Source organism: Stenotrophomonas sp. ZAC14D2_NAIMI4_6 (assembly GCF_003086875.1).
Classification (GTDB): Bacteria; Pseudomonadota; Gammaproteobacteria; order Xanthomonadales; family Xanthomonadaceae; genus Stenotrophomonas.
Map to the genome: position 1 here is coordinate 633,576 of NZ_CP025996.1, position 12,148 is coordinate 645,723.

Below are 12,148 nucleotides of genomic sequence, written 5' to 3' on the forward strand. Positions count from 1 at the left end.
ATCAGAGTTCGGACGGGCGTACGGCGGACGATGCGCCACTGGTCGTCTTGGAGCGTCGCTGTGCTGGGTGTATCTCAAGGCTCGCCATGGCAAGCATTCCCACTGCAATGGCGAGCCACAGGCTTGCAAGTCGTATGCCTACGGCCGCTGTGACAGCGATATGCATGCTGGCGCCAATTGCATTCAGCATCAGGACGATGGCAGCTTCGGTCGTACCGACGCCACCCGGAACGAAAGATGCGGCACCGGCCAGCATTGCAATGGGATAAATACCCAGTGAATGCTGCCAACTGATGGACAAGCCGAGGACGGAACAAAGAGCAGCAAATGCCAACGCGGTCAGCAGCCATGCCAGTGTACCCAGCAGCAGTCCAGGAAGTGCAACCTGTGGACGCAGCAGTGGCCCCGTCTCGCGAACACCGGCAACCATGAACGTGGCCAAGCGGCGCGTCCAGACGCCCGGCAGGCGGGCGCCTATTGAGGAGATCTGATGCAGAAGCCAAGGCCAGCGGCCGGCCAGGTAAAGTAGGACAAGGCAACCGGCTACCAAAGTGGCCAATACGCCAAAGGCGGGGATGAGTGTTGCAGCTCCCACCCCAAGCAAGATGATGATAAGCAGATCCAAGGCACGTTCGGCGATAAAGGTCGCCAGAACCGTATGGGCGGGGACATTGAGGTTGCCGAAGTAGCGAATGCGCAGCAGTTCACCGGCCTTGCCCGGTGACGCGGTGAAGGCGAACCCCGCAATGTAGGCACGCAGGCCTTCCCGCCAAGGAACTTGATGCCCTTGGGCACGCAGCAGGTAATGCCAGCGCTGGTAGCGCAGGAGGAAACTACCCAGCACCATCAGTGCGCAAAGCGCCAGCGGTGCGCGCAGTTCAGCCAGGCGGGAGAGCACGTGGGTATCCCGGTCGACGAACAGCATCAGGCCCAGGTAGCTTGAGCTCACTAACAGCAGAAAGAAGATGCCCTGCCAGCGTTGATGCCGGACTTTGGCTGGCTGGCGGGGTAAGGTGGGGAGCGGACGCAAGTTGGCGGGGCTCCGGTTGAGGATTCAGCAGGCCTGATCCAGCATTCTAGCGACATTTCTTGACAAGACTTGAATGTTCAGAGATCTGGGCCCACGACCAATGGAAGCATGGAGGGGCCAGATATCCAGCTCTGCCCCCTTTGCTGCTTTGCCGTATCGCAGGGGCCGATCCCCTCAGTTGCCCGGGCGCACGTCACTTCATGTGCGTGTCGATCACCATGTCCATGGACTTGTAGCGCTCAATGGCCTGTTTTGCCCCGTCGTAGGATGCCTGAAGGGACTCGGGGACATCGGGACCCCGGTACGAACCCTCTGCGTCGGTCAGGACGTACTCACCGCCAATGTTGGAGACACGGTCGAGCTCGCACTGCTCGAAGAAGGTACAACCCAGGAACAGGTTGTGGCTCTTCCTGACGCCCAGCAGACTCAACAGCGAAGGCGCGAGATCCAGTGAGTTCTTGCCAGCAGCATCGATTTCGCGGTGCTCAACGCCTTTCCAGTATATCAGCAGCGGTATGGTGTCGACAAAATAGCCCTTGATGCGGCTGTCCGCATCCACGGTTACCGGATCTGGATAGGTGGAATGGTCCGCCGTGACGACCAGAATGGTGTTCTCGTGCAGGCGGCTTGCCATGAAGCGGTCGATGAAGCGGCCGATGTCGCGATCGTAGGTATGGAAGCGATTGAGGACGATGTTACGTCCATCACCGTATTTTTCTTCGCCGTCCAGGAATGCGTGGGTCTGGAAGTTGTACATGGCTGCGAAGAATGGTTTTTCACGCGGTTGTGCCTCCAGTTCCGACAGCGCGCTGTTGAAAAGCTCTGGATCAGTCAGGTACTTAGGCATGACGGATGACCCGTCACCTCGTACATGGGTGTCGAACAGGTAGTCGCGCCCAAGCGTGCGGTCGAAACCCAGAGTTTCCACCATCTTGTTGATGTACTCCTGCTGGGACAGGAAGAAGACGCTGCGGTAGCCCTGGGCTCGCAATATTTCCGGGATGCTGATGCGGGAGACTGCTGTGATGTCGCCAGATACGTCGCGTTGGCCAATCCCCGTTCCTTCCTTGTTGTAACCATCGATCTCCTGGTGTCCTGAGGTGATCTGACCGCGCAGGCCGCGGAAGGTCGCTGCGGTGTGATTGTAGTAGTTCTTCAGAACAAGCGAGCCGCCCGCCAGTCGATCAAGATGGGGCATGAGTCCCGGATGCGCGCCACCGTAGGTTTCCATCCAGCGAGCGGACATACCCTCGGTGAAAATCACGATGACATTTGGCTGGGCCACGAGAGTGTTGGTCATTTCTGCGGGAAAACCCTGCTGATAGACTGTTCTCCTTGAGAAAGCCGCTCGCGCCTCGATCAGTTCCGCCGCACTAAGCTGTGCCCGATTGCTCATGCCTGCATATGTCGCGTAGGCACGTACCAGTGATGACACGGGTGCTTCGCCGCGTGCCACGACGATCCCGCGAGCCAGGGGTTGGTCGTGGACCATCCCAGCGTAGGCCGCGGCGGTTATTCCAAGCAATACCAGTCCCGTGCCCGGTCGCAATCGGGGCTGGTCCAAACGGTGGACGAACGCGAAAGTTACGAAGGCGAGCAGGTAAGCGCCCAGCATCGCGTAAGCACCGTTGAATGCGATGAGGCCCGTTACTTCCTGGTTGGCGAAGGCAATCGGCGGTATCAGTCCCCCGGAGAGCCACACCGAGTACAGCTGGGCAACGTAGACGAAGCCTGCCGCTGCCGGAAGCGCCAGTGCCAGGATGCGCAGCAGCCGGTTCCGCACACCCAGCGCAACGTGGGTGGCCAGATCGATCAGCGCCAGTTCCAGCAGGAAGCTGATACCAAGGTACAGAAGGTCAGCGTGGGCGTAGTAGCGGTTCATCCGCACCAGGAGGACGCCGGTCAGCAATCCTGCAACGCACGTTCCCCAGCCCGGAAGGCGTCGGGAGATACTCAAGATATTGTTGCTCATCAGCCAATTGGAAGAATCGCCAAGGAATTCTTCCTGGTTGCCTCTCTGGAATAGGTAGGGGCATTGGACTGGCCGAGCGGAATCAGGCGAGCGGCAATCCATGCCGGGCTGGATCATACGGGTTTGTCACAGAAACTACACATTCGTGAATTCGCAACCCTTCGACACGTTGGAATGCTCTTGGTTACGTTGAGATGCGTTCGGGCGAAAACGAAACAAAAGTTTGCCGATCGTGGTGAAAAGCCCGGCCTGGATGCGATCTGTTTGCATCTGTGAAAAGAAAAGCCGGCATCCAGGATGTCAGCTTTCAGAAATGGAACACTATGTTCCGTTTTCTCTACAGTGAGGCTATGCGCTGTGCGTGGCGTTTGCGTCGCTACAACTGAGGGGCATGCCCCGCGTGGAGACCACCGTCATGCTGGTCTCCTGAACACGAGCCGCGAGAAAATCAGGTAGTTCCATGCGGCGACCATTCCCATCACCAGAATCTTGGCGGCAAGCGGATGGATCCCCAGCGGGCCCACCATGAGGAATATGCACGCGTTGCTGGCCGCCAGGTTGATGGCAGCGAGGATGCCGTATTTCAGGAGCTCGTGGCCGGCGTTTCCGTCGCTGCGGAATACCCAATGGCGATTGAGCAGGAAACTGACCACGAAACCGCACGAAAAGCTCAGCGACTGGTTCACCAGCAGCCATTTCGGCCCGAAAGTAAATTGCAGGGCGAAGAATGCGGCGTATTCCACTGCCGCGGCGGAGCCACCGGCAACCAGGAAGCGTAGGAGTCGTTGTGTCATGGAATATCCGGCAGGGGCCAGGGCGTCGTCAGGCGACGCCCTGGCCAGCTGATCGGCGTCAGAGCGCCTTTTCCAGCTCCGGCAGGATCGCAAACAGATCCCCCACCAACCCGATGTCGGCAATCTCAAAGATCGGCGAGTCCGCGTCCTTGTTGATTGCGACAATGGTGCCAGCATCCTTGATGCCGGTCAGGTGCTGGATGGCACCGCTGATGCCCACGGCCACGTACAGTTCCGGCGCGATGATCTTGCCGGTCTGGCCCACCTGCAGATCGCTGGGCACGTAGCCGGCGTCAACGGCGGCACGCGAGGCACCGACGGCGGCCCCGAGCTTGTCGGCCAGCTGGAAGATCACCTTGAAGTTCTCTTCCGAACCGACGCCACGGCCACCGGAGACTACGCGCTTGGCGGCCTGCAGGTCCGGGCGGTCGCTGGCACCGGCGGCCAGGCCCACAAAGCGGGTATGGGTCGGCAGGGCCGCATCCACGCTGGCCGCTTCAACGGTGGCATTGCCACCCTGGGCGGCTTCCGGCCAGGAGGCGGCGCGCACGGTAGCGACCACGATCTGGTCGGCCGGGGCTTCCACGGTGATGATCGCGTTGCCGGCATAGATCGGGCGCTTGAAGGTGTGGCTGCCTTCCACGCTCATCAGGTCGGACACCTGGTTGACGCCCAGCAGGGCGGCCACGCAGGGCATCAGGTCCTTGCCGAAGGTGGTGGACGGGCCGAACACGTGGCTGTAGCCCTTGGCCAGCTGCGCGATCTGCGGGGCCAGCACCTGGGCAATGGCCTGCGCATTGGCGGCGTTGGCCACGGTCAGGACCTTGGCCACGCCGGCGATCTTCGCTGCTTCAGCGGCAACCGCGGCCGGGTCGGCGGCCAGCACCAGCACGTCGATGCTGGCACCGCTGATGGCGGCGGCGGCGCTGACGGTCTTGGCGGTGGCGGCGTTGAGCTTGCCGTCGTGGTGCTCGGCGATGACGAGAATCTTGCTCATTACAGCAGCCCCTTCTGCTTGAGTGCGGCAACCAGTTCGGCCGCGTCCTTGACCATTACACCCTTGCTGCGCTTGGACGGCGCGGCGTACTGGGTGGTCTTGAAGGTGTCGGCGGCTTCAACGCCCAGATCGGCCAGCTGCAGGGTTTCCAGCGGCTTGGCCTTGGCCTTCATGATGTCCGGCAGCTTGATGAAACGCGGCTCGTTCAGGCGCAGGTCGGTGGTGACCACCGCCGGCAGGTCTACTTCCAGCGTTTCCAGGCCGGCGTCGACTTCGCGGGTGACCGTGGCCTTGCCGTCGGCAATGTCCAGCTTGCTGGCGAAGGTCGCCTGCGGGCGGCCCCACAGCGTGGCCAGCATCTGGCCGGTCTGGTTGGCATCGTCGTCGATGGCCTGCTTGCCCAGGATCACCAGGTCCGGCTGTTCCTTCTCGATCAGCTTGAGCAGGGTGCGCGAGGCGGTCAGCGGCTGGATGGCCTGGTCGGTCACCACGTGGATGGCGCGGTTGGCGCCCATGGCCAGGCCATTGCGCAGGTGCGCCTGGGCGTCGGCCGGGGCGATGGTGGCGACCACCACTTCCGTGGCGATGCCCTTGTCGCGCAGGCGCAGGGCTTCTTCCAGTGCGATTTCATCGAAGGGGTTGGGGGACAGCTTGACGCCGTCGGTGACCACGCCGGAACCGTCCGGCTTGACCTGAATGCGGACGTTGTAGTCCACCACGCGCTTGTACGCGACGAGGATTTTCATCTGGTACTCGATCCTTGTAGTGCCGGCCGTTGGCCGGCTCACAGTAACGGGAAACGTCCGGTCCTCGCACAGCAACCGGTTCGGGGGTGGGATCTGGATTCTAACTGGCCTTGCGCGACCATGCGAATGCGTATGGTTTGTTGCGTTGCGTCAAAAAACACTGAATCCGCCTGCGCCGTTCACCACGTGCAGGCAGTCGTGAAGAACGCCGCCCTGTATGCTGTGGCGCTGTGTCGGAGCACCTGCGAGTGCTCCCAGGATGAATTCACTAACAGGAGAACAGGTAGTGCCCACTTGGCTTGTCACCGGCGGCGCCGGCTTCATTGGCGGTAACTTCGTTCTCGAAGCCGTCGCCCGCGGCATCAAGGTCGTGAACCTGGATGCGCTTACCTACGCCGGCAACCTGAAGACCCTGTCCAGCCTGGACGGCAACCCGAATCACGTATTCGTGCAGGGCGACATCGGCGACCGTGCCCTGGTGGCGCGCCTGCTGGCCGAGCACCAGCCCGATGCGGTGCTGAACTTCGCCGCCGAAAGCCACGTGGACCGTTCCATCGACGGCCCGGGCGCCTTCATCCAGACCAACGTGGTGGGCACCCTGGGCCTGCTGGAAGCGGTGCGTGACCACTGGAAGGGCCTGCCGGCCGACAAGGGCGCGGCGTTCCGTTTCCTGCACGTGTCCACCGACGAGGTGTACGGCACCCTGGGCGAGACCGGCAAGTTCAGCGAAACCACCCCGTATGCGCCCAATTCGCCGTACTCGGCGTCCAAGGCAGCGTCGGACCACCTGGTGCGCGCGTTCCACCACACCTACGGGCTGCCGGTGCTGACCACCAACTGCTCGAACAACTACGGCCCGTACCACTTCCCGGAAAAGCTCATTCCGCTGGTGATCGCCAAGGCGCTGGCCGGCGAGCCGCTGCCGGTGTACGGCGATGGCAAGCAGGTGCGCGACTGGCTGTTCGTGACCGACCACTGCGAAGCGATCCGCACCGTGCTGGCCAAGGGCCAGGTGGGCGAGACCTACAACGTGGGCGGCAATTCGGAAAAGCAGAACATTGAAGTGGTGCACGCGATCTGCGCGCTGCTCGATGCACGCCGCCCGCGCGACGATGGCCAGCCGCGCAGCAGCCAGATCACCTATGTCACCGACCGCCCCGGCCATGACCGCCGCTACGCGATCGATGCCTCCAAGTTGAAGAACGACCTGGGCTGGGAACCGGCGTACACCTTCGAACAGGGCATCGCCTTCACCGTTGACTGGTACCTGGACAACCAGGAGTGGGTGAACGGCGTGCTGGATGGCAGCTACCGCCTGCAGCGCATCGGCACTTCGGCCTGAACCCGGGAGACGACATGACCCAACGCAAAGGCATCATCCTGGCCGGCGGTTCCGGCACGCGGCTGTATCCGATCACCAAGGGCGTCAGCAAGCAGCTGCTGCCGGTGTACGACAAGCCGATGATCTACTACCCCCTCAGCGTGCTGATGCTGGCGGGCATCCGTGAAGTGCTGATCATCAACACCCCGCACGAACAGGCCCTGTTCCAGCAGCTGCTGGGCGATGGTTCGCAGTGGGGCATGGATATCCAGTACGCCGTGCAGCCCAGCCCCGATGGGCTGGCCCAGGCCTACCTGATCGGCAAGGACTTCGTGGCCGGCAAGCCGAGCTGCCTGGTGCTGGGCGACAACATCTTCCACGGCCACGGCCTGCGCGAAGTGCTGCGCAACGCCGACCAGCGCGACCAGGGCGCCACCGTGTTCGGTTACTGGGTGAATGACCCGGAACGCTACGGCGTGGCCGAGTTCGACAAGAACGGCAAGGTCATCGACCTGGTGGAAAAGCCCGAGAACCCGCGCTCCAACTACGCGGTGACCGGCCTGTACTTCTACGACGGCAATGCCAGCGACTACGCCGCCGAGCTGAAGCCTTCGCCGCGCGGCGAGCTGGAGATCACCGATCTGAACCAGCGCTACCTGCGCGAGGGCCACCTGCACCTGGAAGCGCTGGGCCGCGGTTATGCCTGGCTCGATACCGGCACCCACCAGTCGCTGCTGGAAGCGTCCAACTTCATCGAGACCATCCAGACCCGCCAGGGCCTGCAGGTCTGCTGCCCGGAGGAAATCGCCTTCGGCAAGGGCTGGATCAGCGCCGAGCAGCTGGAAGCACTGGCTGCACCGCTGATCAAGAATGGCTACGGCCAGTACCTGCACAAGCTCGCATTGCGTGGAGTCGTTCCGTGAAAGTAATTGAAACCAAGTTGCCCGGCTGCGTGGTGATCGAACCGGCCGTGTTCGGCGATGCCCGCGGCTATTTCTTCGAAACCTGGAATGCCGAGCGCTTCGCTGCGCTGGGCCTGCCGGACCGCTTCGTGCAGAGCAACGTGTCCACGTCGGCCAAGGGCGTGCTGCGCGGCCTGCATTACCAGTGGCCGCGCCCGCAGGGCAAGCTGGTCAGCGTGCTGGAAGGTGAGGTGTACGACGTGGCCGTCGACATCCGTCGCGGCTCGCCCACCTTTGGCCAGTGGGAAGCGGTGGTGCTGAGCGCGGAAAACAAGAAGCAGTTCTGGATTCCAGAAGGCTTCGCCCATGGCTTTGCGGTGCTGTCCGAACGCGCGGTCTTCAGCTACCTGTGCACCGAGGTCTACCTGAAGGACTTCGATGCCGGCGTGCGCTGGAACGATGCTGATATCGCCGTGGACTGGCCGATCAGTGCGCCGACGCTGTCGGCCAAGGATGAGGCCGCGCCCTTCCTGAAGGACATTGCCGAGGACCGCCTGCCGGTCTACACCGCATGACCGTGCTGGTGTTTGGCGGCAACGGCCAGGTCGGACAGGAACTGCTGCGCGCACTGGCCCCGCTGGGGCCGGTGGTGGCGACCACGCGCAGTGGCCAGTTGCCCGATGGCAGTGCCTGTGAAGTGGCCGACTTCGGCCAGCCTGACAGCCTGCCGACGCTGCTGGACCGCCTGCAGCCGTCGGTGGTGGTGAATGCCGCCGCCTACACGGCGGTGGATCGTGCCGAACAGGACGCGGAGGCCGCCTTCGCGGCCAACGCGCAGGCGCCGGGCGTGATCGCGCGCTGGTGCGCGGCCCATGGTGTGCCGTTCGTGCATTACTCCACCGACTACGTGTTCGATGGCCAGGGCAGCGCGCCGTATCGCGAAGACGAGCCGACCGCACCGCTGGGCGTGTACGGCACCAGCAAGCGCGACGGCGAGGACGCCGTGCGTGCCGCAGGTGGGCGCCACCTGATCTTCCGCACCGCGTGGGTGTATGCCTCGCATGGCGCGAACTTCCTGCGCACCATGCTGCGGGTGGGCGCCGAGCGCGACCAGCTGCGGGTGGTGGCTGACCAGATCGGCACGCCGACCCCGGCCGCGCTGATTGCCGATGTGACCGCGCAGGCATTGCAGCATCCGGGGCAGCTGTCGGGCACCTGGCACCTGACTGCCAGCGGCCAGACCAGCTGGCATGGCTTTGCCGAGGCGATCTTTGCGCAGGCTCTGGCGAGTGGCGTGCTGGCGAACGTGCCGGCGGTGGAAGCCATTGCCAGTTCCGAGTACCCGACCCCGGCCAAGCGTCCGGCCTGGTCGGTGCTGGACAACCGCAAGCTGCAGCAGGACTTCGGCATCGAACTGCCGGCATGGCAGGATGGCCTGAAGCGGGTGATGGCGGAGATTGCCACCGCGTAGCGTCGAGCTTGCTCGACTGAGGGCGGTCGCGGCATACGCGCCGCTCCGCTTGTGGATCCACGCATGGCGTGGATCTACCGGTCAGCAGAGAAGGGGGCAGAGCCCGTTGCGCAGCAACGGGATCCGACCCCAGCGGTCCAGCTCAGCTGCGCCCGTAGGTGTCTTCGAAGCGCACGATATCGTCTTCGCCCAGGTAGCTGCCCGACTGCACTTCGATCAGTTCCAGCGGCAGCTTGCCCGGATTGCGCAGTCGATGGGTCACGCCCAGCGGAATGTAGGTGCTCTGGTTCTCGCTGAGCAGGATCACTTCATCGCCACGGGTCACTTCGGCGGTGCCGCTGACCACGATCCAGTGCTCGGCACGGTGGTGGTGCATCTGCAGGCTGAGCGTGCCGCCGGGCTTGACGGTGATGCGCTTGACCTGGAACCGCTCGCCGTTGTCGATCGAATCGTAGGCGCCCCACGGGCGGTAGACCTTGCGGTGCCAAGTGGCTTCGCTGCGGCCATCGGCCTTCAGCTGCGCCACCACGGTCTTGACCTCCTGCATGCGGTCGGCCTTGCCGACCAGCACCGCATCGTCGGTCTCCACCACGATCACATCATCCAGGCCGACCATGGCCACCAGGCGCTGGCCGTAGGCGTAGGTGTTGCGGCAGTCGATGGCGATCACATCGCCCTGGTGGGCGTTGCCGTTGCCATCCTGCTGCGACACATCGCGCAGCGCCGTCCACGATCCCACATCGTTCCAGCCGGCATCCAGCGGCACGACCACGGCATCGGCGGTCTTTTCCATCACCGCGTAGTCGATCGAATCCGACGGCACAGCGGCGAAGGCATCCTTGTCCAGGCGGGTGAAGTCGGCATCGCGGCGGGCCTGCTGCCAGGCGCTGCGGCTGCCGGCCAGCATCTGCGGCTGGAAGCGCTCCAGTTCCTGCAGGTAGCGCGAGGCCTTGAACAGGAACATGCCGCTGTTCCAGTAGTACTGGCCGCTCGCCACGTAGCCGCTGGCGGTTTCCAGGTCGGGCTTTTCGACGAAGCGCTCGACCGCACGCACGCCTTGGCCGTCGGCGGCCTTGATGTAGCCGTAGCCGGTTTCCGGGCCGGTCGGCACGATGCCGAAGGTAACCAGCTTGCCGGCCTCGGCCGCACCAGCGGCGGTCTGCACGGCACTGCGGAACGCGGCTTCGTTGGTGATCACGTGGTCCGAGGGCAGCACCAGCAGCAGCGCATCGGCGCCGTCACGGGTGGCCTCCAGCGCGGCCACGGCAATGGCCGGTGCGGTGTTGCGGCCCATCGGTTCCAGGATGATCGCGGCCGGTTCGGCACCGACCTGCTGCAGCTGTTCGGCCGCCACGAAGCGGTGTTCTTCGTTGGCGATCACCAGCGGGCCGCGGCTGGCGATCGGTGCCACGCGCTGCCAGGTGGCCTGCAGCATGGTGCTGTCGCCGGCCAGGGGCAGGAACTGCTTCGGGTAGGCTTCGCGCGACAACGGCCACAGGCGCGTGCCGGAACCACCGGACAGGATGACGGGTTGGACGATGCTCATCGGCAGGATTCCGCTCAGGCCTTCAGCAAGGCTGCAATTTCGTCGGTGCGCGCCTGCATCAGCGCTGCGTCGCCACGGGCTTCCACGTTCAGGCGCAGCAGCGGCTCGGTATTGGAGCTGCGCAGGTTGAAGCGCCACTGGCCGAAATCGGCGCTGATGCCATCGGTATGGTCCAGCGCCGGTGCCTGGTCCGCGAAGTGCGCCATCACCCGGGCCACGGCGGCCTTGGCATCGGCCACCTTGAAGTTGATTTCGCCGCTGCACGGGTAGGCCGCCATGCGGTCTTCCACCCAGTCGGCCAGCGAACGCCCACTTTCAGAAACCAGCTGCGCGATCAGCAGCCACGGAATCATGCCCGAGTCGGCATAGGCGAATTCGCGGAAGTAATGGTGCGCGCTCATCTCGCCGCCATACACGGCATCTTCGGCGCGCATCTTTTCCTTGATGAAGGCATGGCCACTCTTGCACAGTACCGGCACGCCGCCGGCCTGTTCCACCATGTCGGTGGTGTTCCAGACCAGGCGGGGATCGTGCACGATCTTGCCGCCCGGGTTGCGCGCCAGGATCGCCTTGGCCAGCAGGCCGACCAGGTAGTAGCCCTCGATGAAGCGGCCGCTGTGGTCGAAGAAGAAGCAGCGGTCGAAGTCACCATCCCAGGCAATGCCGAAATCGGCGCCGTGTTCGCGCACGGCCTCGGCCGTCGCTGCGCGGTTTTCCGGCAGCAGCGGGTTGGGAATGCCATTGGGGAAGTTGCCATCGGGTTCATGGCAGATGCGGATGAACTCGAACGGCAGGTGCGGCGCCAGCAGGTCGACGATGGCGCCGGCGCCACCGTTGCCGGCGTTGACCACCAGCTTCAGCGGCTTCAGCTTGCCGGCATCCACGTAGCTCAGCAGGTGCTGGATGTAGGCGCGCTTGTCGTGCTGCGCGGTCTGCGCGGCACTCGGCGGCTGCTCGCTGCCGGTATCGGCGGCCACGGCATCGGAGATGGCGAACAGGCCGGTATCGGAACTGATCGGCCGCGCGTTTTCCTTCACCAGCTTCATGCCGTTGTAGTCCATCGGGTTGTGGCTGGCGGTCACCATCACGCCGCCGGCCGCACCTAGGTGGTCGGTCTGGAAATAGACTTCCTCGGTGCCGCACAGGCCGATGTCGATCACTTCGCGGCCCACGCCGCGCAGGCCCGCGGCCAGCGCATCCTGCAGGGCCGGGCTGGTCAGGCGCACGTCGTGGCCCAGCACGACCGGACCGGGGGCGAGCTGCGCGGCCAGGGCCACGCCGATACGGCGGGCCAGGTCTTCGTTCAGTTCTTCCGGCACGCGGCCGCGGATGTCATAGGCCTTGAAGGCGGGCAGGGGCATCGAGCGAG

11 protein-coding genes are annotated in these 12,148 nt (G+C 64.0%); 4 read left to right on the forward strand and 7 right to left on the reverse strand.

Annotation, left to right across the window (positions count from 1 at the left end; all coding sequences use genetic code 11):
* Nucleotide 1: 1 nt before the first annotated feature.
* The 5 genes from C1933_RS02805 to C1933_RS02825 all read right to left on the reverse strand — a co-directional run bounded on the left by C1933_RS02805 (nt 2) and on the right by C1933_RS02825 (nt 5,539).
* Nucleotides 2-1,030 carry a lysylphosphatidylglycerol synthase transmembrane domain-containing protein gene (locus tag C1933_RS02805; RefSeq protein WP_234414640.1) on the reverse strand — a complete coding sequence of 343 codons (1,029 nt, stop codon included), beginning with the start codon at nt 1,028-1,030 and terminating at the stop codon, nt 2-4.
* 193 nt (nt 1,031-1,223) lie between these two features.
* Nucleotides 1,224-3,002, reverse strand: a complete 1,779-nt coding sequence (locus C1933_RS02810; protein ID WP_234414642.1) for an LTA synthase family protein — start codon at nt 3,000-3,002, stop codon at nt 1,224-1,226.
* Nucleotides 3,003-3,415: 413 nt separating this feature from the next.
* The gene (locus C1933_RS02815; RefSeq protein WP_108752103.1) at nt 3,416-3,796 is read right to left on the reverse strand and encodes a GtrA family protein; all 381 of its coding nucleotides are present in this window, start codon (nt 3,794-3,796) and stop codon (nt 3,416-3,418) included.
* A 58-nt stretch (nt 3,797-3,854) separates the two neighbouring features.
* Nucleotides 3,855-4,793 carry an electron transfer flavoprotein subunit alpha/FixB family protein gene (locus C1933_RS02820; RefSeq protein WP_108752104.1) on the reverse strand — a complete coding sequence of 313 codons (939 nt, stop codon included), beginning with the start codon at nt 4,791-4,793 and terminating at the stop codon, nt 3,855-3,857.
* Complete coding sequence (locus C1933_RS02825) at nt 4,793-5,539, reverse strand: electron transfer flavoprotein subunit beta/FixA family protein (RefSeq protein ID WP_060380126.1); 747 nt, start codon at nt 5,537-5,539, stop codon at nt 4,793-4,795. Before C1933_RS02825 ends, C1933_RS02820 begins: the two co-directional genes overlap by 1 nt.
* Nucleotides 5,540-5,825: 286 nt before the next feature.
* On the opposite strand from C1933_RS02825, the gene rfbB reads away from it, so the two are divergent.
* Genes rfbB through rfbD form a run of 4 tightly spaced genes read left to right on the forward strand, consistent with a single transcriptional unit; the run spans nt 5,826 to nt 9,233 of the window.
* Nucleotides 5,826-6,881, forward strand: coding sequence for a dTDP-glucose 4,6-dehydratase (gene rfbB / locus C1933_RS02830; RefSeq protein WP_108752105.1), 1,056 nt, complete (start codon nt 5,826-5,828; stop codon nt 6,879-6,881).
* Between the two features lie 14 nt (nt 6,882-6,895).
* A complete protein-coding gene (rfbA, locus tag C1933_RS02835) occupies nt 6,896-7,783 on the forward strand; it encodes a glucose-1-phosphate thymidylyltransferase RfbA (RefSeq protein WP_108752106.1) in 888 nt (295 codons plus the stop codon).
* The gene (rfbC, locus tag C1933_RS02840; RefSeq protein WP_108748438.1) at nt 7,780-8,337 is read left to right on the forward strand and encodes a dTDP-4-dehydrorhamnose 3,5-epimerase; all 558 of its coding nucleotides are present in this window, start codon (nt 7,780-7,782) and stop codon (nt 8,335-8,337) included. Before rfbA ends, rfbC begins: the two co-directional genes overlap by 4 nt.
* Nucleotides 8,334-9,233, forward strand: a complete 900-nt coding sequence (gene rfbD / locus C1933_RS02845) for a dTDP-4-dehydrorhamnose reductase (RefSeq protein ID WP_108752107.1) — start codon at nt 8,334-8,336, stop codon at nt 9,231-9,233. The genes rfbC and rfbD overlap by 4 nt, the downstream gene beginning before the upstream one ends.
* A 142-nt stretch (nt 9,234-9,375) precedes the next feature.
* Here rfbD and C1933_RS02850 read toward each other — a convergent pair whose 3' ends face one another.
* Together C1933_RS02850 and C1933_RS02855 are read right to left on the reverse strand one after the other, a co-directional pair.
* The gene (locus C1933_RS02850; RefSeq protein WP_108752108.1) at nt 9,376-10,779 is read right to left on the reverse strand and encodes a mannose-1-phosphate guanylyltransferase/mannose-6-phosphate isomerase; all 1,404 of its coding nucleotides are present in this window, start codon (nt 10,777-10,779) and stop codon (nt 9,376-9,378) included.
* 14 nt (nt 10,780-10,793) lie between these two features.
* Nucleotides 10,794-12,140, reverse strand: a complete 1,347-nt coding sequence (locus C1933_RS02855; protein ID WP_108752109.1) for a phosphomannomutase — start codon at nt 12,138-12,140, stop codon at nt 10,794-10,796.
* Between the last annotated feature and the right edge of the window lie 8 nt (nt 12,141-12,148).

Coding starts and splice junctions, on each gene's coding strand:
- C1933_RS02810 (WP_234414642.1), bottom strand. CDS start 3,002: ATGAGCAACAATATCTTGAGTATCTCCCGACGCCTTCCGGGCTGGGGA.
- C1933_RS02815 (WP_108752103.1), bottom strand. CDS start 3,796: ATGACACAACGACTCCTACGCTTCCTGGTTGCCGGTGGCTCCGCCGCG.
- C1933_RS02820 (WP_108752104.1), bottom strand. CDS start 4,793: ATGAGCAAGATTCTCGTCATCGCCGAGCACCACGACGGCAAGCTCAAC.
- C1933_RS02825 (WP_060380126.1), bottom strand. CDS start 5,539: ATGAAAATCCTCGTCGCGTACAAGCGCGTGGTGGACTACAACGTCCGC.
- rfbA (WP_108752106.1), top strand. CDS start 6,896: ATGACCCAACGCAAAGGCATCATCCTGGCCGGCGGTTCCGGCACGCGG.
- rfbD (WP_108752107.1), top strand. CDS start 8,334: ATGACCGTGCTGGTGTTTGGCGGCAACGGCCAGGTCGGACAGGAACTG.
- C1933_RS02850 (WP_108752108.1), bottom strand. CDS start 10,779: ATGAGCATCGTCCAACCCGTCATCCTGTCCGGTGGTTCCGGCACGCGC.
- C1933_RS02855 (WP_108752109.1), bottom strand. CDS start 12,140: ATGCCCCTGCCCGCCTTCAAGGCCTATGACATCCGCGGCCGCGTGCCG.